Below are 22,652 nucleotides of genomic sequence, written 5' to 3'. Positions count from 1 at the left end.
CCTTGCCATGCTGGCTTATACATTGCGCCGCGCGTTATGGGCGATCCCGACGATTCTCGCCGTGATCACCGCGTGCTATCTGCTGCTGCACCTGACGCCCGGCGGCCCGTTCGATTCGGAGAAGCATCTGTCGGCGGCCGTGCTTGCCAATCTCGACGCGAAATACCACATCGATCAGCCGCTGTGGAAGCAGTATTTGCTCTACATCGACTCGCTGCTGCACGGCGATCTCGGCGCGTCGTTCCGTTACACGGACTGGTCGGTCAGCGAACTGGTGTGGAAAGCCCTACCGGTCAGCCTCGGCGTCGGCGGCATTTCGGTGCCGATCGCGCTGGTGATCGGTGTGGCGCTCGGCACGGTTGCGGCGGTGCGCCGCAATGGCGTGATCGACTACGGCGTGATGTTGCTCGGCAATCTCGGCAGTGTGGTGCCGCCATTCATCCTCGGCCCCGTGCTGGTGTGGGTCTTCGCGATCCTGATCAAGCGCGGCGAGCATGGTCTGCTGCCCGCTGGCGGTTGGGGTGACGGCGACTGGCACTACCGCGTATTGCCGATCGTACTGCTCGTGATCATCAACGTATCGACGATTGCGCGCGTGATGCGCGGCAGCATGATCGAAGTGCTGTCCGGCAATTTCATCCGGACCGCGCGCGCGAAAGGTCTGGCCGGCCGCACCATCGTCTTGCGTCATGCGCTGAAACCGGCGCTGATGCCGGTCGTATCGCTACTCGGCTCGCTGTGCATTTCGTCGATCACCGCCGCGGTCGTCACCGAATCCGTATTCGCGCTGCCCGGTCTCGGGCAACTGGTCGTGAACGGCGCGATCAATCGCGACTACACGCTGGTGCTCGGTCTGGTCGCATTGATCACGGCATTCGCGGTCCTGTTCAATCTGCTGGTCGATCTTGCTTACGCATGGCTCGATCCGCGCATCCGGTACTGACATGAAGATTCGTCGATTCAACCTGGCCGCGCGTGCGTTCGTCGCGCCGCCGGCCGATGCGGCGTCCGCAGGCGGCTGTCTGTCCGGCGGCATCGTCACGAAGGCTTCGCGCGGACCGTTCGCGATTGCCGGCATGCGCTTTTTGCGTAATCGCGCGGCATTTGCAAGTCTCGTGATCCTGCTGCTGATCGTCGTCGCATGCTTTGCGGGGCCGCTGTTTCTGCCCAACAATCCGGTCGACAGCGACTGGGGATCGATCAGTCTGCCGCCGTCGTGGCTCGGCATGCATCTGTTCGGTACCGACGAACTCGGTCGCGACCTGCTCGCGCGCACGCTGGTGGGCGGGCGCGTATCGCTCGAAGTCGGGTTGCTCGGCACGCTGGTGTCCGGACTGATCGGCGTCGCGTGGGGCGCGACAGCCGGCTTCATGGGCGGACGCGTCGATGCCGTTATGATGCGCGTCGTCGACGTGATGTACGCGATTCCGTACATGCTGATCGCGATCATGATGATGACGCTGTTCGGCCGCGCATTCTATCTGGTCGTGCTGACCATCAGCGCGTTTTCGTGGCTCGATATGGCGCGCGTGGTGCGCGGTCAGACGCTGTCGCTGCGTTCGCGCGAATTCGTCGACGCGGCGCGTGCGACTGGCGTCAGCACCCGCGCCATCATCGCGCGGCATATCGTGCCGAACCTGATCGGCGTGGTGGTCGTGTATGCCACGGTCACAGTGCCGTCGATCGTGCTGACGGAATCGGTGCTGTCGTTTCTCGGACTCGGCGTCCAGGAGCCGATGACGAGTTGGGGCGTGCTGATCGAAGACGGTGCCCAAAAACTCGAATCGATGCCGTGGCTGCTGCTCTGCCCAGCCGTCATGCTGTGCGTGACGCTTTATTGCGTGAACTTCGTCGGCGACGGTCTGCGCGACGCTCTCGACCCCAAGGATCATTGACATGGCGCTACTCGAAGTGAAGGACCTGAGTGTGCGCTTCACGCGCCGCGAAGGACCGCTGGTCGATGCGGTCCAACGCGTGTCGTTTTCGCTCGACGCGGGCAGCACGCTGGGCATCGTCGGCGAATCCGGGTCGGGCAAGAGTCAGACCGTGATGGCGCTGCTCGGTTTGCTGTCGTCGAACGGCAGCGTGTCGGGCACCGCACTGTATCGTGGCGAAGACGGCGGCGATCTGCTGACGATGAACAACGCAGCGCTGAACAGGATTCGCGGCAACCGGATCGGCATGGTGTTTCAGGACCCGATGACGGCGCTCAATCCGTTTTTGACCATTGAACGGCAGATGACGGAATCGCTGCAATTGCACAAGAAGCTGTCGCGTCGCGAAGCGCGTCGGCGTGCCATCGAGGTGCTCGACACGGTGCGGATTCCCGATGCCGCACGCCGCATCGGCATGTATCCGCATGAGTTTTCCGGTGGTATGCGGCAGCGCGTGATGATTGCGATGGCGTTGCTGTCCGAACCGGAAATTTTGATTGCCGACGAACCGACTACCGCGCTCGACGTCACCGTTCAGGCACAAATCATCGAATTGCTGCGCGAACTGAATCGCGAGCGCGGCACGGCAATCGTCCTCATCACGCACGACATGGGCGTGGTCGCCGGTTTGTGCGATACCGTGATGGTGATGTACGCAGGGCGCACGGTCGAGCAGGCAGACGCGCGTGCGCTGTTCGCCGCGCCGACCCATCCGTACACGATCGGCCTGTTGAACGCGCTGCCGCGCATCACCGACGACGACGACCGCCCGTTGCAAACCATTCCGGGCAATCCGCCTTTGCCGGGGCAAATTGGCGCGGGTTGCGCGTTCGCACCGCGTTGTTCGTTTGCAGACGATACTTGCCGCACCACAGTGCCGTCGCTCGACGCGCGTAGTGATCTGGCGGGTGCATTGCGCGCGTGCCACCGTCCGGTTCCAGCCATACTGGGGGCCGTTCGATGAACCAGCATTCCGCTTGCAACAGTACCGAACCGCTGCTGTCGGTGAACGAACTGAAGGTGCATTTCAGCGTGCCGCGCGGCAAATTACCGTGGTCCGGCAAGGCCACGCTGCGCGCTGTCGACGGCGTGTCGTTCGATGTACGGCGCGGCGAAACGGTCGGGCTGGTGGGTGAATCCGGTTGCGGCAAGTCCACGCTCGCGCGCGCGATCGTCGGTCTTGCGCCTGCGTCGGGCGGCAGCGTCAAGCTTCATGGCGTCGAAACCGTGCAAGGCGCGAAGCGCGATCTCGGCATCTTGCGGCGCGACGTGCAGATGATCTTTCAGGACCCGCTGGCGTCGCTCGATCCGCGCATGACGATCGAGCAGATCGTCGCGGAGCCGTTGATCACGCATCGGCCCGATGTCGCGCGCGCCGATGTGCGCGCTCGCGTGCTGACCATCCTCGAACGCGTCGGCCTGAATGCGCAGCATCTGCGGCGCTATCCGCATGAGTTTTCGGGCGGGCAATGTCAGCGCGTCGGAATTGCACGGGCATTGATCAGCGAGCCGCAACTCGTGATCTGCGATGAACCGGTGTCCGCGCTCGACGTGTCGATTCAAGCGCAAATCGTTAATCTATTGCGCGACTTGCAACGCGAACTGTCGTTGTCGCTGCTGTTCGTCGCGCACGATCTGGCCGTGGTGAAAGCAATCAGCCATCGCGTGATGGTGATGTATATGGGGCGCGTGATAGAGTTCGGCGAAAAACGCGCGCTGTACGCGGCACCTGCGCATCCCTATACCCGTGCATTGCTGTCGGCCGTACCGGTTCCCGACCCGACCGTCGAGCGCGCGCGACGGCATCTGCTGCTTCAAGGCGAGATTCCGTCGCCCTTGCAGCCGCCGTCGGGATGCGCGTTCCGCACGCGCTGCCCCGCCGCGATCGACGCATGCGGCGATGCGCAACCGCAAGCGGTTTCCCGGCAAGGTGATGCACGGCGGGTTGCGTGCATCCGGGTTCCCGTTCCTACCGAATAGCGCCTGTTTCATGGGCGGGAGTTCAACAACCGGGACAGCGGCGAAAGCCCACGCTCGACCGGCCCGAGCTGATGGCCTCGTGATGGGCCAAAAGCAAAAAGCCCGTTCAAGTTCCCATGAACGGGCTTTGTCTGGCGGAGTGGACGGGACTCGAACCCGCGCCCCCCGGCGTGACAGGCCGTATCATATAGGCTGCGACGCCGGACTGGCATGGCGTGCGACTCCCGAGTAACGGAACACCACTCGTGAAATGGTATATCGATACGTATATCAGGACCACATCAAGTCAAATATTTATTGAAAATCAACAGCTTGTGCAACCGATGAAAATCGCCACCTGGAACGTCAACTCCCTCAAAGTCCGCCAGCAACACGTCATCGACTGGCTCGCGAGCAGCGGCACCGACGTGCTGTGCCTGCAGGAACTGAAGCTTCCCGACGAAAAATTTCCGCGCGCCGAACTCGAGGCGGTCGGCTATCGAAGCTGGTACGCGGGTCAGAAAACCTATAACGGTGTCGGCATTCTGGTGCGCGAAGGTTTGAACGTCGACGAAAGCAGCATCGTGCGCAACATCCCCGGTTTCGAGGACCCGCAGCAGCGCGTGATCGCGGCAACCATCGACGGCGTGCGCATCATCTCCGCGTATTTCCCCAACGGCCAGGCGCCCGGCACCGACAAGTTCGCGTACAAGCTGCGCTGGCTCGACGCGCTGCACGACTGGCTCGCAACCGAGATGACGCTGCATCCGAAGCTCGCCTTGCTCGGCGACTACAACATCGCGCCCGACGATCGCGACGTGCACGATCCGAAGGCATGGGAAGGTCAGAATCTGGTGTCGCCCGAGGAACGCGCGGCGTTCGTGCAGCTGATCGGCCTCGGCCTGCTCGACGCGTTCCGCCAGTTCGAGCAGCAGGAAAAAATCTATTCGTGGTGGGACTACCGGATGATGGCGTTCCGTCGCAACGCGGGACTGCGCATCGATCACATCCTGCTGTCGAAGGCATTGGCCGACATCTGCTCGGCGTGCGACATCGACAAGGTGCCGCGCAAGTGGGAGCAGCCGTCGGATCACGCGCCAGTGTTCGCGCAGCTGGGCTGATCCGGAATACAGCGACGAAACGAGGCAGCGCTGCCTCGCGTCCCTATTGCTTCAAGCGCCGCCCAGCACACCCCACAAGAACCCGAACACCATCGCATCATGCTCGGCCTGCTCCAACTCATCGGAGCCGCCGTGGCCGCCTTCCGTATTCTCCCGATACCACACGTGCTGCGCGCCCAGCGCCTGCATGCGCGCGGCCATTTTGCGCGCATGGCCGGGATGCACGCGATCGTCGGCGGTCGACGTCGTGAATAGCACCGGCGGATACGCGACACCCGCCGCGAGGTTGTGATACGGCGAATATGCGGCGAGCGCACGCGCTTCATCGGGTTCGTCGGGGTCGCCGTACTCGTCGATCCACGAGGCGCCCGCATGCAGCAGGTGATAGCGGCTCATATCGAGCAACGGCACCTCGCAGACGACCGCGCCGAATAGCTGCGGCCGCTGCACCATGCAGGCGGCCACGAGCAAACCGCCGTTGCTGCCGCCCTGAATGCCGAGCTGCGCGGCGCCCGTCACGCCGGTCGCGATCAGCGCCTCGGCGACCGCGATGAAATCATCGAACGCGCGCTGGCGATGCTCGCCTTGCGCCGCCGTGTGCCAGCGCGTGCCGAACTCGCCGCCGCCGCGAATATGCGCGACCACGTACACGCCGCCGCGTTCGAGCCAGCCGATGCCCTGCCCCGTCAGATAGCTCGGCAGCAGCGGAATCGCGAAGCCGCCATAGCCGCTCAGCAGACATGGGCGCGGCGGGCTTTCATCGCCCGGCGACGACGGCGCTTCCTTCGGCCCAATCACCGTGTAGGGTACGCGCGTGCCATCGGCCGATACCGCATGCCCGCGCGTCACCGCAACGCGCGTCGCGTCGAACTGCGTCGGCCAACGGTCGAGCAACTCCCATTCGCCGGGCTCCTCGAGCGCGAGATCGGAGAGCCAGTAGGCGGGCGGTTGCAAATAATCGTCGGTGTCGACGAACACTTCGTCGTTCAGTGTCGACTCGACCGGCGACACGTCGACCTGCGCATCGCCGCGCGACGCGAACACGCGCTCACGCCACTGCCAGGTGCCGTCCTCGCGCGGCGACGGCGTCCAGATCAGCGTCTTGCCGCGCACGTCGTCGAGATACGACACGATCAGATGATGGCGCGTATGCGACCACTCGCAGGCCGAGGTCAGCGGCGTCGGCGTGAATAGCGGCGTCACGTCGCGCTCGCCGCGCAGGAACGCGTCCTCGCGAATCGCGAGCAGCGCGCCGCCCGGATAGCGCGCGAGATTGCCGTCCCACTCGCATTCCCAATCGAGCCGCGGCTCGAGCAACAGCCAGCCCTGCCACGCCCCCACCGCGACGTGCGATGGCACTTCGTAACGATGCCAGGCGTCGCTAGCGTCGTCGAGGTAATACGTGTGCGAATCGAAAAAGTCGACGCTGCTCGTCACCGTATGCCGGCGATCGACCGGATCGTAATGCGCCTCCACGCCGATGTCGCCAAACTCGCCGCGAAACACGACGGGCGCATCGGCGAGCGCGGTACCGCGGGTCCAGCGCCGCACGTCGCGCGGATAACCGGAGCGCGTCAGCGTCTTGCGCCCATTGTCCCAGCCGACGTACAGCGTATCGCGATCGATCCACGACACCGTGTGCTTGCCCGCCTTCGCAATCGCGAAGCCATCGTCGACGAAACGCCGCGCGTCGAGATCGAACTCGCGCACGACGAGCGCATCCGAACCGCCCGGCGACATCGTGATTAGCGCGCGGTCGCCGTCCGGATAAAGGATATCGAGATCGACGCAGACCCACGGCGTGCCGTCGGCCGCGCCGAGCGCGTCGAAGTCGAGCAGGTTCTGCCACACCGGCGCGCCGTTGCGCCATGCGGCCCACACGGTGCGTCGCCAGATACCGCGCGGATTGCGCTCGTCCTGCCACAAATCGTAGGCCCAGTCCTTCCAGCGATCCGGAATCACCGGACGCTCGCGCGGCAGATAGGCATCGGCGAGCCGCCGTCTGAGCGAGTCGAACGACTCGCCGCTGCACCACGCCACGCGGGTGCGCGCATTCTGCGCGTCGACCCATGCGAGTGCGTCAGCGTCGTACAGCTCTTCGAGCGACAGGAAAGGATCGGGGGAAAGCGGCCACTCGAACGGGGCGGGAGAAGCTGAAGAAGCTGGCATCGTCGGCTGTTGGATCGGAACAGCGTTGATTATGCCTCGTGCGCGGTGGTTGACGGTTTGCCGCGGGGCGCGCTGCAACAACGACGAAGGCGGCCTGAGCCGCCCCCGCCTGCCGTGCAGCATCGCTCAGAACGAGCGTGTCAAGGCTCCAGATTGAGCTCCTGAATCTTGCGCGTAATCGTATTGCGCCCGATGCCGAGCCGCTCGGCCGCCTCGACCTTGCGGCCGCGCGTGAAGTCGAGCGCCTCGCGGATCACGGCCGCTTCGAAGCGGCGCGCGAGTTCGTCCATCACGTCGGCCGCGTTTTCGCGCAGCATGCGCGCGACTTCGGTGCGCAAGCCGCCTTCCCATGCGCTCAGCGCGGTGGCGACCGACGCACCGGCCGCCCCACCCGGATGCACGAGCGCGCCGCCGTTCGTGCCAGCGAGCGGCACGCCGCCCGCGATTCCCGCATGGGTCGCCACGGTCCCATCCGTCGTCGCGCCGGCAGCGGCGCCCGCACCAGGCTCGCTCCCGGCGCCATGCGCGGGACCGAGATCGGGCGGCAGATCCTTGGTTTCGATCGTCTGCGCGGGCGCCATCACCGTGAGCCAGTTCGCGAGGTTCTCGAGTTGCCGCACGTTGCCCGGAAACGGCAGCGACGCGAGATACGCGACCGCCTCCTCGGACACGCGCTTCGGTTCGACGCCGAGATCGCGCGCACTCTTTTGCAGGAAATGCCGCGTCAGCAGCGGGATATCCTCGTTGCGCTCGCGCAACGCGGGCAAGCGCAGACGGATCACGTTCAGACGGTGATACAGGTCCTCGCGAAACAGTCCCTGCCGCACGCGCGATTCGAGATTCTGGTGCGTCGCCGCGATCACCCGCACATTCGCGCGCAACGGATTGTGGCCGCCCACGCGATAGAACTGCCCGTCCGACAGCACGCGCAACAAACGCGTCTGCAGATCGAACGGCATGTCGCCGATTTCGTCGAGAAACAGCGTGCCGTTCTCGGCCTGCTCGAAGCGTCCCTGGCGCATCGCCTGCGCGCCGGTGAACGCCCCGCGCTCATGACCGAACAGTTCGGACTCCAGCAAATCCTTCGGAATCGCGGCCGTGTTCAACGCGATGAAGGGGCCGTTCGCGCGTGGGCTATGTCGGTGCAACGCACGCGCGACCAGTTCCTTCCCGGTGCCTGATTCGCCGGTAATGAGCACGGTGGCCGCCGAATGCGACAGGCGGCCGATCGCGCGAAACATGTCCTGCATCGCGGGCGCCTGGCCGAGCATCTCGGGCGCTTCGGCGACGCGGTCGTCCCACGTCTGCTCGCCGCGCATGCTTTCGTCGACCGCGCGGCGAATCAGCTCGACGGCCTTGTCGACGTCGAACGGCTTCGCCAGATACTCGAACGCGCCGCCCTGGAATGCGGCGACCGCGCTATCGAGATCCGAGAACGCGGTCATGATGATGACCGGCAAGCCCGGCACCTTGTCGCGTACGGTTTGCAGCAACTCCAGCCCGGAGCCGCCAGGCATGCGGATATCGGAGACCAGCACCTGCGGGCTGTCGTGATCGAGCGCGGCCGACGCTTCGCGCACGTTCGCGAAGCTGCGCGTCGCGAAGTTCTCGCGCGCCAGCGCTTTCTCGAGCACCCAGCGAATTGATTGATCGTCGTCTACTATCCAGATCGGCTTCATATAGGTCGGTCAGAAGTCTTGAGGTGCTTGTGTTATCTAGAGATCGAGCGGCAGCAGAATCTGAAACTCGGTATGGCCCGGCCGGCTGTCCACCTCGATCAGACCTTCGTGCTGCTGCACGAAGGTCTGCGCTAGCGTGAGACCGAGACCGCTGCCGTCCTCGCGCCCCGACACGAGCGGATAGAAAATGCGGTCGCGAATCTCTTCGGGAATGCCTGGGCCGTTGTCGATGATATGCAAGTCCAATGCCAGCTTGCACAGGCGTTTTGAAATCGTGACCTTGCGCGCGATGCGGGTGCGCAATTCGATGCGCGCATCGCCCTGCGAGATCCGCTCGCGCAACGCCTCGGCCGCATTGCGCACGATGTTCAGCAGCGCCTGGATCAGTTGCTCCTTGTCGCCGCGCAGATCCGGCACGCTGACGTCGTAGTCGCGCTCGATCGTCAGGCCGCGCGGAAACTCCGCGAGAATCACCTGACGCACGCGCTCGCACACCTCGTGAACATTCACGTCGCCGACGATATGCGGATGCCGGTGCGGTTCGAGCAAGCGGTCGACCAGCGTCTGCAGACGGTCCGACTCCTTGATGATGACCTGGGTGTACTCGCGCAACTCGTCGCGCTGACGTTCGCCGAGTTCGAACTCGAGCAGTTGCGCGGCGCCGCGAATCCCGCCCAGCGGATTCTTGATTTCGTGCGCGAGATTGCGGATCAGATGCTTGTTGACGGCCGTCAGGTCGTTGATGCGCTCTTCGCGGTCGGTGCGCAGATGCCGCTCGTTCTCGAACAGTTCGAGCAACACGTAGTCCTGCGCGCTTTCCAGAAAACCGACGATCGCATGCACGTGCAGCGGCTCGTGGCCGGGACGCTCGAGCACGGCGTCCAGATGCGTCGCGTGAAAACGGTGTGCGGCGATCGCGGTGATCGTCGCGACCAGTTCGTCCGCGTTCGAGAAGATGTCTGGCCACGCCATCTGCGTGAGTTGCTTGCGAGACATCTTCAGCATCGACTCCGCCGACGGATTCGCGAACGCGACGCGCAGCGTGCGCTTCTCGAGCACCAGCAAGACGGTCGGCAGCGCCTCGAAGCCCGGCAGCAAGCCAGAACTCACGAGCTGCATGTCGTCCGACAGCGTCTGTTCGTGTCCTTTCCTTGCCTTGATCAGATTCTTGAGAACCATCTTGCAGTCTGGCCGGTAGGAGATGGTGATAAATCAGGAGTGCTGCTTTATTGTGCTTCACCGAATGCCGTGTTGCCCGCGCGCGGCCGGCCATGCGTGCGGCCTAACGAAAAAGGGACGGCGCCGCCGTCCCTTCGTGACCGATCGCGAGCGTCGGGCAAAGCGCTTCGCCGGGTGAAGGGCGAAGCGCCATGGCCGCTTACAGCGAGTAATACATTTCGAATTCGATCGGGTGCACCGACTGACGATAACGCTGCAGTTCGGTCGTCTTCAGTTCGATGTACGCGTCGAGCATCGCATCCGTGAACACGCCGCCGCGCGTCAGGAACTCGCGGTCCGCGTCGAGCGAGTCCAGAGCCTGGTCGAGGCCCGCGCACACGGTCGGGATCTTTGCATCCTCTTCCGGCGGCAGGTCGTACAGGTTCTTGTCGGCGGCTTCGCCCGGGTGAATCTTGTTCTGCACGCCGTCCAGACCCGCCATCATCAGCGCGGAGAAGCACAGGTACGGGTTCGCCAGCGGATCCGGGAAGCGCGTTTCGATACGGCGGCCCTTCGGGCTCGACACGTGCGGAATACGGATCGATGCCGAACGGTTGCGAGCCGAGTAAGCGAGCTTGACCGGTGCTTCGAAGTGCGGCACGAGGCGCTTGTACGAGTTCGTACCCGGATTCGTGATCGCGTTCAGCGCGCGAGCATGCTTGATGATGCCGCCGATGTAGAACAGCGCGAATTCCGACAGACCTGCGTAGCCATTGCCTGCGAACAGGTTCGTGCCGTCCTTCCAGATCGACTGGTGAACGTGCATGCCCGAACCGTTATCGCCGACGACCGGCTTCGGCATGAACGTTGCCGTCTTGCCGTACGTGTGCGCGACGTTTTGGATGATGTACTTCAGTTGCTGCGTCCAGTCGGCGCGCTGCACCAGCGTCGAGAACTTCGTGCCGATTTCATTCTGGCCCATGCCCCCCACTTCGTGGTGATGCACTTCGACCGGAATGCCGATCTGTTCGAGCAGCAGACAGATTTCCGAACGGATGTCCTGGAACGAATCGACCGGCGCGACCGGGAAGTAGCCGCCCTTGGTGCCCGGACGGTGGCCGGTGTTGCCGCCTTCGAATTCCTTCGCCGACGACCACGGTGCTTCTTCCGAACCGATCTTCACGAAGCAGCCCGACTGATCCGTGTTCCACTGGACCGAGTCGAAAATGAAGAATTCCGGTTCCGGACCGAAGTACGCGGTGTCGCCGAGGCCCGAACTCTTCAGGTACGCTTCGGCGCGCTTCGCGAGCGAGCGCGGGTCGCGCTCGTAGCCCTTGCCGTCAGCCGGTTCGACGACGTCACAGGTCAGCACGAGGGTCGATTCTTCGTAGAACGGGTCGATGAAGGCCGTGTTCGCGTCCGGGACCAGCAACATGTCCGATGCTTCGATGCCCTTCCAGCCGGCAATCGACGAACCGTCAAACGCATGGCCGCTTTCGAACTTGTCTTCATCGAATGCCGACACCGGCACCGAAACGTGTTGTTCTTTGCCGCGCGTGTCGGTGAAACGGAAGTCGACAAACTTGACGTCTTCGTCCTTGACGAGTTGAATGACGTCGGCCACGGATTTACTCATAACCTATCTCCTGATTAACAATTTCGGCGGATTCAGCCGCCGCCCAATCTAGCTGACCCATCCCGGCACGTCCACTTATATGGCGTCGCGGGCGGAAAATTCTGCCGGGATAAATCGATCGGCACCAATAAAGCAGATAGTGTGCCACCTCTGGACCCCGGATGGGCCAATCCGGCGCACACATTGCGCCGCTTATGTTTGCCGGCCACGCACGAGGCGAGAGCAGCCTCGCAAACAAACGTGCAGGCATCGCAACGCACCAATTTCGCGCATTCACCGCTTTGGAAACCACGATCCATACCATGTTGGTGCATTCAGCAGAAAATGCACCATATTTGCGCATCGAGGTTGGGATGGCGCCCGCGACTGCCCGGCGCCGTCCAGTCTACACAGGTCTGTGCGCTGCCTGCAGCGCGCTAGAATGATCATTTGGTCCGAAGGAGATTGACGCTCATGAGCACGCTCGAACAGCTTTACGCGAAGGCGGACGCCCGCCGCACCGAGAACCAACTGCCCTACGCGGGCGCGGTATCGCCGGCCGAGGCGTTCGAACTGCTGGAACTCGATCCGCGCACGCGTCTCGTCGACGTGCGTACCCGCGCCGAGCTCGACTGGGTCGGCCGGCCGGTGATCGGTGATGGCCAATACGCGCATGTCGAATGGACGCGCTATCCGGGCGCGGTGCCCAATCAGGAGTTCGTGCAGCAACTCGCGCAGGTCGCCTCGCCCGACACGCCGGTGCTGTTCCTGTGCCGCAGCGCCGCGCGCTCGAAGCTCGCCGCGATCGCCGCGACCCAGGCCGGCTTCACGAAGGCGTATGACCTGCTGGAAGGCTTCGAAGGCGACAAGGACGGCCAGGGGCATCGGAAGACGGTGTCGGGATGGTGTTTTCGCGGCTTGCCGTGGATCGGAGCCTGATGACGCGTGGCGCACTGCCCGCATCTACGGAAGCCCGTGGCGCGGCGCTGAAGCAGGCCGATTGAAACGGTTCGCGCCGACCACGCATTGATTGCATCGTCGGCGCGGGTTGTGACACTGCGATGTCGCGGTTCGCGCCAACCTAACCCTCAGGCGCGGACCGCTTGTTTTGTCGAGCGCCGCGCGCGCGGCGCTCCATTGTGTTCAGGGCGCGGCCGAAATCCCGAACACGTGCAACTTGCCCGCGCTGACCTGTTTCGGCAGCGTGATGCTCGTCACGAGCTTGCCCGGCGGCATCGCGATGGTCTGCCCCACCGCCACCGCGTTATCGAGCGGGCCGCCAGACAAGACGAAGCTCGCGCCATTGAAGGAGAACGGTTTGCCCGGCGCCGCGCCCGCCGCCGTCAAGGCCTGCGACGAGTAGCTGAACAGCGAGCCGTCGAAGTCCGCACCCAGACCATCGGTATCGGTGCTGCCGTCGCTGCCGATGCCGTGGTTGTTGAATGCGTCGGCCACATTCCGCGCGAGCGGCACCCGATACGAAGGGGGTGCGTCCGCCGCGCTCGTCCCCCCACTGGGAGGGAGACGAACCCATCACGAAGTTCAGCGTGGCGCCGCTGGCGAGCGCCTCGATGTCGAGCCACGAACCATGGTGGGCCGCACCGTTGACGCTCAGGCTCTGCACATACTTCGCGCTGGGCGCACCGGGCGCATGGATACGCAGCGTCTTGCCGTTGCCCAGATGAACGGTGATCGACGCAAACTGCGGACTGCCGATCGCGAGACCGCCGACACCCGGTATCCCCGGATAAAGACCCAACGCCCCCCACACGTACCATCCCGACACCGCGCCGAGGTCGTCATTGCCGGGCAAACCGTTCGGCCCTGTGCCGAAGGCGTTCGCCATGATCTGCTGGACCACGTTCTGCGTGCCCGACGGCGAACCCGCCCAGTTATATAGCCACGGCACCTCGAAGGTCGGTTCGTCGCCCATATAGAAATTGGGCAGACTCATCCCCGCGTTCAACACCGTAAAGAACGCGTTCAGGCGCGACACCGCCGCCGTGTTGCCGCCCAGTTGCGCAAACGGTCCGACCGGGTTGAACGGCACCATCCACGTGTACTGCCCGGCATTGCCTTCGACATAGTTGTTGGTGCTGCTCTGCGTCTGTGCAATCCAGCTTCCGTCCGAGTTGCGCGCGGCGATCAGAGGCGGCGGCAGCGACGCGTTAAGCAGGTTCTGCCAATAGGCCGAGCGGCTCAGCAGCATCTTCTGGATCGTTGAATTGCTCAGTTGGCCGGCAAACTGCGAAATGGCGAAACCGCTGCTCGCGTATTCGAGCGTCGACGATGCCTGCCCCCAATTCGCCGTTCGTGATGTAGCCGAACTGCAGATAACTGGCGCGGCCGCCGTTCGTGGTCACGCCATTGCACGCCGTTCCGGGAGCGTTGGCCATCTTGATCATGTGCTTCAGCGCGCCCGAGGCATCGAACGCTCGCGCGCCGAATGCATAGGCGCCCGCCACGATCAGCGAGCCGGCGTCGCCGGGCATCACGCCATCCTCGACGTTGTCGTTGACCCAATGCGGAATCGCGCCGCACTGATCCGCATCGTTGACTAGCGACTGCGCCATATCGCTGGTTTCCTGAGGAAACAGCGTGGCTTTGAGCGCAATCAGCGAGCGATAGATGTCCCAGCCCGAAAAGCTGGTGTACTGCGCCGCGTGGCCCGCGCTAACCGTATGGACCTGCTGGTCGAAGCCGATATATTGGCCGTTGGAATCGCTGAATACGCTCGGCGCCCACAGCGCGTGATAGAACGCCGTATAAAACTTCGTCAAGCGCGGACGTGTCCTGACTGCTTACCTGAATCGTATTGAGGGCCCGCTCAGCTTCACGGCTTACCCGTGGCCGCTGCCGCCGCTGCTGCCGCCGCCGCTTCAGGCTCGACGATATCGCCACCGAGCAGATGCACTCCCTCTCGCAGTTTCACGAACGCCGCGGCGACGGCTTCCGGTTCACCCTTCACACCCAGATCGATGTGATGCCGCGCATACACGCCGCCGCGCTCCGCATCCCCGACGCTCGGCAGGCTGAACACCCGCACGCCCGGAAAATCGCGCTCGATTTTCTCCATCAGCGGCGTCACGCGCGACTCCGGCAACTCGAACACCAGCAGCGATTTTTCAGCGTGCGGCGTCGTGTGATGCAGATGCGCGTACTGCGTGTCGAGCACCCACTCGATCATCGGCCAGGCCATCACCGGGAAACCCGGCACGAAATGGTGTTGGCGGATCGAAAAGCCCGGAATCTTGTTGTAGCCGTTCGGAATGATGTCGGCGCCCTGCGGGTACGTGCCCATATTCAGGCGATGCCGGTTCTCGGGCGAGTTCAGATCGAGCGGCGCCGGCGAGTTCGCCGGATACATGTCGCGGATACGCTCCTGAATCAGCTTCGCGGCTTCCGGATGCAACTCGAGCGGCACGCCGAGCGCGGCCGCCGCGCACTGGCGCGTGTGGTCGTCCGGTGTCGCACCGATACCGCCCGTCGAGAACACGATGTCGCCCGACGCGAACGTGCGCCGCAGCGTCGCCGTGATGCGCTCCGGATCGTCGCCGATGTACTCCGCCCAGCCGAGCGACAGCCCGCGCCCGCGGAGCAACTCGATGACCTTCGGCAGATGCTTGTCGACGCGTCTGCCCGACAGGATTTCATCGCCGATGATGATGACGCCAAATGCCATTGCCGCCTCTTTCGTTTGATCAATAGGGAACCGGCGCGACCTCGCGCGCGCCACCAGGCGCTTCCGCCCGCATGCGCTGCAGCGCGCGCAGGCAGTAGTTGCCGAACCATAGCGCCGAGAACACGAGGATGAACGCGTAAATCCAGATCGTCACCGTCGTGATCACCGGGAACAGCACAATCAGCCATACCGACGACGCCCACAACAGCGTCGGCAGCGAACCTAGCAAGCCGCTCACGATACCGATCAGCAGCAACGGCAGCCGGTGGCGCCGCACCAGTTCGCGCCGCTCGTCGCGCGTCGCATGCAACGAGAGCGCGTCGTAGGTCATCACGCGATACGTGAGCCATCCCCACAGCAGCGGCGGAATCAACGCGAAGAACGGCGGCACGAGCCACAGCGGCAACGTGACGATCAGCAGCGCCAGACACAGCAGCGTGGTCCAGAGCGCCTGACCGAGGCTACCGTACCACGTTCCGCCGTGGCGCATCTCCAGCCCGGCGAACTGGCGGGCCGCGAGAAAGCGGATCACGGCCGGCATCGACAGCATGGCGATCAGCAGCAGCACCGTGACGACGATCAGCGGGATCGCCATCGCAATCACGATGAACGGCGCGATGACCGCGTGCAGCGTCGAAAACCCGAGCACGTCGAACAGATGATAAAACGTGGCGGTGAAGGACCAATCGTCGAGCCAGGTGCGGGTCGCGCCGGTCAGCGTCTGCCAGAAGAACCACAGGAGTACGCCCCAGCCGACCGTCGCGACGATAAACGGTTTGAAGGTCAGCCAGAGCATGCGCGGATGCAACGCGCTTGCGAGTGCGCGCCCAAACGAGCGCAACAGATCATTCATGCGAGCCAGTGCCTGCGAACGAAACGATGGACGGGAGAATCGCGCCGCGCCCGGGCCAGGCATGCTGGGGCACTGGAGGGTGCGCTCGAACGTGCACAGCATAAACCAAGGGACGCGCGGCCGGCGGAAGTGAGCAGCGCGGCGGAGTGCGCGCTCGAATGGATCCGCAATGGACTCAGAACGGACTCTGAACCGACTCAAACGGCAGCGGTGTCGTTGCCGGGTGCGCGGCGCTTCGATACGAGGCGATGCGCGATGCGCACGAAGGCGAACCAGTGCTGCGCCCAGAATCCATCGCCATAGCGGCGGCCTTCGAGCTGATCGCTGATACCGGTCGGCTCAATGTCGCGGCTCCACGACACGCTGCGGAACAACATGTCCCACCACGGGAACAGCACGCCGAAATTGCAACCGTAATTGAGCCCTTCGTGACCGTACCCGATCGCGTGGTGACGGCGGTGGAACGCCGGGCTGACGAGCAGCCGCTCGCCGAGCCAGCCATAATACAGGCGGATGTTCGCGTGCTGCACGCTTTGCGCGAGATTCGTGATCGCAACCAGCACGACGAACTGCGACGGCGGCACACCGATTGCGAGCGCGATCATCGCGAAGAACGACGCCTGCAGCAGGTCGTCGAGCAGATGGTTGCGATCGTCGGACCACAGCGACATCTGCCGCTGACTATGGTGTACCGCATGCAGTTCCCACCACACGCCGAAGCGGTGCTGCCAGCGGTGATACCAGTAGCCGGCGAAATCGAGTACGAGCAGATACATGACGAACGTGACGAGCGGCTGCGTGGTCACGCCGGGCCACAGGTTGTCGAAATTCAGGTTCGCGATGCCGTGCAGCCGCAGCCAGCCTTGCACGTTGTCGAAGAACGGTTGCAGCGCGAAGAAAAAGAACAGGTTCAGAATGCCGAGCTTGGCGATCCACGTGTACAGCACGTCGACGCGCACGGCCTTGCGGTTCTCCCATTGCTCGACCGGGCGCAGCGCCTCGAGCGGACGCAGGATCGCGTACATCGCGAGCACCTCGAGCACACCGACGATGACCCAGTACAGGCTGTCGTAGGTGTCCTCGTCGTAGTCCATCAGATTGAACCGGAACAGCAGCGGCTGCACCACGTCGACGTACAGCCACGTCTGCGCGGCTGAAACGAAGCTGTCGAGTGAGGAGAAAATCAGATGGAACATGATGCTGGCCTGTTACTTCATCCTTGGTGGCTCGTGGCGTCCTGGCTCTGCCCTGTTGCCCTCAGGCACTGTCGGGCGCCCTCAGGCCCCTCAAGCGCCGTTCGGCGCCGTCACCGGCGCGCGGTCGAAGAAATAGATGCCGTGCGGCGAGCGGCCCACCGCAATGGTCTGGATCAGCTTGCGCGTGTTGAGATCGATGATGCCAACGTGCTTCGCGAAGCGGAAGGTAACCCACAGATAGCGTTTGTCGGCGGAAAGTTCCATATCGTCCGGTCCCGGCATCAGGCCGGTGATGTCGCCGACGTTGGTGAGCGTGTCTTCGTCGATGATGCTGATCGTGCTAGCGACGCGGTTCGACACCGCGACATGCTTGCCGTCGGCGAGCGAGCGGAAATTGTGAGCGCCCTTGCCCGTGTGAATCGTCTTGACGACCTTCTGGTTGCGCCAGTCCACCACGGCGACGCAGTCCTCGCCGGTCATGCCGACGAGCAGGTACTTTTCCCCCGGCGTCATCCACAGACCCGCGGGCACCTTGCCGACCTTCATCTTCCATTTGACGGTTTGCGTGGGCAGGTCGATGGCGGCGAGCTCGCCCGAGATCTGCAGCGAGACGAACACCGTCTTGCTGTCATTCGAGAACGCCATGTGGCTCGGCATCACCGCGAGCGGCAGCCGTGAAGCCAGCGTCATCTGGTTTTTCTGGTTGTCGTAGTGATAGATGTCGAGTCGATCGAGCCGCAGTCCCGTAGTGACGAGCCACTTGCGATCAGGCGAAAAACCGATCTGATAGGGATCTTCGATGTTCTCGACCCAGCGCTGTAACTGCCCCGTTTTCGGATCGACGAACATCAGGCTGTTCGACACCGAATTGGCGACGATCAGCGAGGAATTGTCTGGCGTGGCCATCAGGTGATGCGGTTCCTTGCCCGTGGGCACGGTGCCGATGACCTGGCGGCTGTTCTCGTCGATCAGGCTCAGCGTGGCCTCGCCGGAATTGAGCACGATCACGTTATTGGCGTGCGCCGCCGGAGAAAAAAAGCCTGCGGCGGCGACCAGCACCGCGGTCGCGGCGAACGTGGCACTCAAGCCGGGAAGAAAAAATTTACGCATGAAAACTCGCTTCGGAGAACAACGGTCATTGTAGAACGTTTGCCGGTCCGGGCGGTTGACGTAAGTCACTGGCGACGACCGAAAAATGACGGGTGCGATGAAGCGCGGCCGCGTGCGGGAGGTTTCGTCTGCCACGTCCGGTTTGATGCTCGCGCCGCGGGTTTTCGAGTGAGGAATCAATGTGCTCTCCCTGTCAGGGTCAATCATGCATCAGCCACACGTTAAAATCGCGCAAATGATTAGCGGGAACAATAAGAATACTCCTCTTTCCTTATCAATAAAAACCTAGCCGTATTAATATATTTTTTAGCCCAATTGAATTTCGGAGTTGGCTGATAAGTGTTCCTGGTAAAACGGTTTGACTTTGGCTAACCTGGCGTCTTGGTCGGTGCCGGGGTCGTGGATGAAGTGTGTCGTAGTGTTGAAGGCAGTCGAGGAGCTGACATTGCAGCAGATGTCGATCAATCACCGTCATCGGGATACGCGCACACGCGCGGCGGGCCTGTTGATGCTCGGACGTGGCCTCAAGGCCCGCGCCATTGCGGCGCAACTGGGCGTGAGTGGCCAGAGCGTCTACAACTGGTCGCACGCATGGCGCGAGCGGGGCATATGCGGCTTGATGGGCGCACATAACGGCGGCCGGCATGCGCTGCTGACTGAAGCCCAGATCGCTGTGGCCCTTGAGATCGCCCGCGCCGAACCGCTGACCCTTGGTGGCATTGCCCAGCGCGTCGAAGCCGCGCTCAACGAGCCGCTGCCCTGCAAGGTCGAAACGCTGGGCGAAGCTCTCAAGCGCAACGGCTTTTCGTTCAAGCGCAACCGCTACGCGCTCAAAAAAAGCGCAACGAAGAAGCGTTCGCAATGAAACAGGCCACACTCGAGAAACTCCAACAGGCTGCACGCGGGGACGCCGTGCGGTTGGTGTATCTCGATGAGGCGGGCTTCCATGGATCGCCGCCGGTTCAACGTAGCTGGTCACCACGAGGCTTGCCTCACCAGGTCGAACCGAACCATCACTGCCGCCGCAGCGTGATCGGCGCACTGGACTTCGGCGAAAACACGCTGATCCACGCCGCGCATACCGGCACCATTAAAGCCCAGGATGTCGAGTGCTTCATCGACAGTGTGCTCGCCACCGGGAACGGTCTGCCCACGGTGATCGTGCTGGACAATGCCAGCATCCATCACGGTATCAGCGACGCGACGCGCCAACGTTGGCTGCTCGAACATAAGGTCATCCTGTTTTACCTGCCTGCCTATAGCCCCGAGCTCAACATGATCGAGATCGTCTGGCGGCACCTGAAATACCGATGGCGTCGAGCCCTCACCTGGACGCGCGAGACCATCGATGCCGAACTCGCAGCACTGCTAAGCAGGTACGGCGCCGATTTTCAAATCAATTTTTCCTGAACACTTATCTGAATTGCACGCTGACATCGGAGAATTCTCCATACGCGCCGCCCCGGTAGCGCCTCCCCCATGAATCCCGAGCGTACATCTCCGGGCTGACGCGCGCTCGGCCAAATAACGCAAGCCTTACCAATGACCGGCGTTTTTGTATTTTCAATATTTTCAAACCCACCAGGCAATAACTTCACGTCAAAGTCGGAATACGCGCTGTGTGCCACTAACCACAATAATGCGGAGGATTTTTAATTGATGAACAAGAATATTTCGATAATTCGCCATACCACGTCTCAAATAAAAGTCGCAGCGCCGCGAACTGCCTGCCTGCAAACACACCGTGCTTCCGCGCGCCAGAAAAGCATCGCCCGGGCGGTTCGAAGTACCGCGGGTGTTGCAATAGCGGCGGCGGCCCTTTACGTCACGGAAGCGACAGGCGCCGGCATCGATTCCGTCGAGGTAGGCACGGCCAGCGCGCCCGGCGACATCGCGGTCGCGATAGGTGCACAGGCCACCGCAAGCGGCAACTCATCCCTGGCGGTCGGCTCGCAGGCGAACGCGCAAAACGACGGCGCGATCGCGGTAGGGGCGAACGCCACGGCGCACGGCGATAGCGCCGTCGCCATGGGCCTCTCCTCTTCCGCACAAGGCGAAGGCGCGAGCGCCTTCGGGCCTTATGCGAATGCGCAAGCGGAACGCGCGACCGCGGTCGGTCTGAACGCGTCGGCGCTTGGCGTCGACTCGGTCGCAGCGGGCTCCGGTTCAATAGCGGCGGACTCGGCCGCCTCCGCGTTCGGCTCCCTATCCACGGCAACCAGCGTCGGATCGACCGCGCTCGGTTATGTCGCGCAGGCCGGAGGCGCCAACTCGCTCGCCGCCGGAGCATGGGCCTCGGCGCTCGCGGACTCGAGCGTCGCGCTTGGCAGTAATGCCGTCGTCAGCGGCGTCGGCGCCATCGCCCTCGGCGTTGCCGCGCAGGCACGCGGCGCCTACGCCAGCGCAATCGGCTTCGGTGCAACGGCCGCGGGAGCCGGCGCGATCGCGCTCGGCAGCAACGCAAACGCGAGCGCCGACAATAGCGTCGCGCTAGGCGCCAACGCCAGCACCACGACGGACCTGTCGCAAAGCGCGTTTGTGCCCGTGGGAACGGGCGCCACCCCGATCGCGGCCTCCAGCGCGACGGGCGAAGTCTCGCTCGGCTCGGCGAACAACGAGCGTCGCCTGACCAACGTCGCCGCGGGCGCCGCGCCCACCGACGCGGTCAACGTGAGCCAGTTGAGCGCGGTCGACAACAAGGTCGATGCACTCGCTCAAAGCAGCGCGCTGCATTACTTCAGCGCTGCTGACCCGGCCGACGGCTCCAACGAGGCGCTCGCAGACGGCACGCACGCGCTTGCCGCGGGCAGCAACGCCAGCGCTATGGGCAGCAACGCAACCGCATTCGGCACCAGCGCCAGCGCCAGCGCAACCGACTCGACCGCGATCGGCGCGGGCGCCGTCGCCGGCACGGCCGACGCGACCTCGCTGGGCGCGTCAGCGTCGGCCTACGGCTCCGGTGCGACGGCGCTCGGCTCCAACGCCACGGCGAACGGCGCCGGCGCCCTCGCGCTCGGCTCCGGTGCCAGCGCAGCCGCCGACAACGCACTTTCGCTCGGATCTAACTCGAGCGCGCTAGTTGCAAACTCCGTCGCGCTCGGCCAGGGCTCGATCGCCGATCGCGCGGGTACCGTGTCGGTCGGTTCAACGGGCAACGAGCGCCAGATCACCAACGTCGCGGCTGGCACCGCCGACACCGATGCGGTCAACGTCGCCCAGCTGAAAGCGGTGAGCGACCAGAGCAGCGCGACCGCAGCGAAGCTCGACGGCGCGGTCATGTACGACACGAACGCCGACGGCAGCATCAACCGGAACAGCGTTACGCTCGGCGGCGATACCACGGAGGGCACCGTCATCCACAACGTCGCAGACGGCGTACAGGCGTCCGACGCGGTCAACCTCGGTCAGCTGAACGCGGCGCTCGAAGGCGCGATCAATAACGCGACGATCGGCTCGGCCGACGCGTTGTTCAGCGCGGCAGGCGATAGCGCGACTGAGAGCGCGCAGGCGTCCGGCGCGCACGCGATTGCGGCCGGGGCGAACGCGCGGGCAAGCGGCGTCAACACGGTCGCCGAGGGTGCGAACGCAGAGGCGGCCGGCACGAACGCGATTGCCGTCGGAGCGAATGCACAAGCAAGCGGCACCAACGCGGCAAGCATCGGAGCGAACGCCATCGTCAGCGGCAACAACGCGACGGCGGTCGGTGCCGCAGCCAGCGCGAGCGCCGACAACGCGGTGGCGTTAGGCCAGGGCTCCGTCGCCGACCGAGCGAACACGGTATCGGTTGGCGCGGCGGGCCAGGAACGCCAGATCGCCAACGTCGCGACCGGCGTGCGAGGCACCGACGCGGTCAACGTCAATCAGTTGCAGCAAAGCGTAAGCGGCGCGATCAGCGCGTCGAATCGCTATACCGACGACCAGATCCGCTCAGCCCGTCGGGACAGCTACGGGGGCACGGCATCGGCGCTCGCGATGGCAGCTTTGCCGCAAGCGGTCCTGCCGGGACACGGCATGGTCGCCATGGCGGGTGGCACGTACGGCGGTCAATCTGCGCTCGCAATCAGCGTGTCGCAGTTGTCGGACACCGGCAAATGGATCTACAAGGTCCAAGGCAGCACCGACTCTCGCCGACAGTTCGGCGCATCGATCGGCGCGGGGATGCATTGGTGAAATCAG

General features: G+C 63.8%; 17 protein-coding genes and 1 pseudogene. 9 read left to right on the top strand and 9 right to left on the bottom strand.

What is annotated here, in order from left to right; genetic code table 11:
• Positions 1-7: 7 nt before the first annotated feature.
• The 5 genes from OKW30_RS06430 to xth all read left to right on the top strand — a co-directional run bounded on the left by OKW30_RS06430 (position 8) and on the right by xth (position 5,014).
• Positions 8-943, top strand: a complete 936-nt coding sequence (locus OKW30_RS06430) for an ABC transporter permease subunit (protein ID WP_018417493.1) — start codon at positions 8-10, stop codon at positions 941-943.
• A 1-nt stretch (position 944) separates the two neighbouring features.
• Positions 945-1,895, top strand: coding sequence for an ABC transporter permease (locus tag OKW30_RS06425; protein WP_409340029.1), 951 nt, complete (start codon positions 945-947; stop codon positions 1,893-1,895).
• A gap of 1 nt (position 1,896) precedes the next feature.
• On the top strand, positions 1,897-2,898 hold the full coding sequence (locus tag OKW30_RS06420) for an ABC transporter ATP-binding protein (RefSeq protein ID WP_184067465.1): 1,002 nt from the start codon (positions 1,897-1,899) through the stop codon (positions 2,896-2,898).
• On the top strand, positions 2,895-3,914 hold the full coding sequence (locus OKW30_RS06415; RefSeq protein WP_184067462.1) for an ABC transporter ATP-binding protein: 1,020 nt from the start codon (positions 2,895-2,897) through the stop codon (positions 3,912-3,914). The genes OKW30_RS06420 and OKW30_RS06415 overlap by 4 nt, the downstream gene beginning before the upstream one ends.
• Positions 3,915-4,237: 323 nt before the next feature.
• Positions 4,238-5,014, top strand: coding sequence for an exodeoxyribonuclease III (gene xth, locus OKW30_RS06410; protein WP_429346286.1), 777 nt, complete (start codon positions 4,238-4,240; stop codon positions 5,012-5,014).
• A gap of 51 nt (positions 5,015-5,065) precedes the next feature.
• Here xth and OKW30_RS06405 read toward each other — a convergent pair whose 3' ends face one another.
• From OKW30_RS06405 to glnA, 4 genes are all read right to left on the bottom strand, one after another.
• Positions 5,066-7,183: a prolyl oligopeptidase family serine peptidase gene (locus OKW30_RS06405; RefSeq protein WP_429346285.1), complete on the bottom strand. Its 2,118-nt coding sequence runs from the start codon at positions 7,181-7,183 to the stop codon at positions 5,066-5,068.
• Positions 7,184-7,323: 140 nt separating this feature from the next.
• Positions 7,324-8,862, bottom strand: a complete 1,539-nt coding sequence (ntrC, locus tag OKW30_RS06400; protein ID WP_184070931.1) for a nitrogen regulation protein NR(I) — start codon at positions 8,860-8,862, stop codon at positions 7,324-7,326.
• Between the two features lie 36 nt (positions 8,863-8,898).
• Positions 8,899-10,041 (bottom strand): nitrogen regulation protein NR(II), encoded by a 1,143-nt coding sequence (gene glnL / locus OKW30_RS06395; protein WP_187626630.1) that lies wholly within the window; start codon positions 10,039-10,041, stop codon positions 8,899-8,901.
• A 199-nt stretch (positions 10,042-10,240) separates the two neighbouring features.
• A complete protein-coding gene (gene glnA / locus OKW30_RS06390) occupies positions 10,241-11,656 on the bottom strand; it encodes a type I glutamate--ammonia ligase (RefSeq protein ID WP_184070936.1) in 1,416 nt (471 codons plus the stop codon).
• Between the two features lie 453 nt (positions 11,657-12,109).
• Here glnA and OKW30_RS06385 point away from each other — a divergent pair, with 453 nt between their 5' ends.
• Complete coding sequence (locus tag OKW30_RS06385) at positions 12,110-12,574, top strand: rhodanese-like domain-containing protein (protein WP_184022229.1); 465 nt, start codon at positions 12,110-12,112, stop codon at positions 12,572-12,574.
• Positions 12,575-12,778: 204 nt separating this feature from the next.
• On the opposite strand, the pseudogene OKW30_RS06380 reads toward OKW30_RS06385, so the two are convergent.
• The 5 genes and pseudogenes from OKW30_RS06380 to OKW30_RS06360 all read right to left on the bottom strand — a co-directional run.
• A pseudogene (locus tag OKW30_RS06380) lies at positions 12,779-14,455 on the bottom strand (GH92 family glycosyl hydrolase); the annotation flags it as partial.
• Positions 14,456-14,468: 13 nt separating this feature from the next.
• On the bottom strand, positions 14,469-15,317 hold the full coding sequence (locus tag OKW30_RS06375; protein ID WP_429293434.1) for a competence/damage-inducible protein A: 849 nt from the start codon (positions 15,315-15,317) through the stop codon (positions 14,469-14,471).
• 19 nt (positions 15,318-15,336) lie between these two features.
• Positions 15,337-16,170, bottom strand: coding sequence for an EI24 domain-containing protein (locus OKW30_RS06370; protein WP_184070940.1), 834 nt, complete (start codon positions 16,168-16,170; stop codon positions 15,337-15,339).
• Positions 16,171-16,367: 197 nt separating this feature from the next.
• On the bottom strand, positions 16,368-17,366 hold the full coding sequence (locus OKW30_RS06365; protein WP_429346284.1) for a sterol desaturase family protein: 999 nt from the start codon (positions 17,364-17,366) through the stop codon (positions 16,368-16,370).
• A gap of 90 nt (positions 17,367-17,456) precedes the next feature.
• On the bottom strand, positions 17,457-18,476 hold the full coding sequence (locus OKW30_RS06360) for a beta-propeller fold lactonase family protein (protein WP_184070944.1): 1,020 nt from the start codon (positions 18,474-18,476) through the stop codon (positions 17,457-17,459).
• A 403-nt stretch (positions 18,477-18,879) separates the two neighbouring features.
• Between OKW30_RS06360 and OKW30_RS06355 the strand changes: the two genes are divergently transcribed.
• The 3 genes from OKW30_RS06355 to OKW30_RS06345 all read left to right on the top strand — a co-directional run bounded on the left by OKW30_RS06355 (position 18,880) and on the right by OKW30_RS06345 (position 22,646).
• Complete coding sequence (locus tag OKW30_RS06355) at positions 18,880-19,341, top strand: helix-turn-helix domain-containing protein (protein ID WP_429345692.1); 462 nt, start codon at positions 18,880-18,882, stop codon at positions 19,339-19,341.
• Positions 19,338-19,886, top strand: coding sequence for an IS630 family transposase (locus tag OKW30_RS06350; protein ID WP_429345693.1), 549 nt, complete (start codon positions 19,338-19,340; stop codon positions 19,884-19,886). The genes OKW30_RS06355 and OKW30_RS06350 overlap by 4 nt, the downstream gene beginning before the upstream one ends.
• Before the next feature lie 249 nt (positions 19,887-20,135).
• On the top strand, positions 20,136-22,646 hold the full coding sequence (locus OKW30_RS06345; RefSeq protein WP_429346283.1) for a YadA family autotransporter adhesin: 2,511 nt from the start codon (positions 20,136-20,138) through the stop codon (positions 22,644-22,646).
• Positions 22,647-22,652 lie beyond the last annotated feature (6 nt).

The organism is Paraburkholderia sp. Clong3, from assembly GCF_050436485.1.
Lineage (GTDB): Bacteria > Pseudomonadota > Gammaproteobacteria > Burkholderiales > Burkholderiaceae > Paraburkholderia > Paraburkholderia tuberum.
The sequence above is the reverse complement of the archived record's forward strand: the minus strand, read 5'-3'. Positions and strand labels throughout refer to the sequence as shown.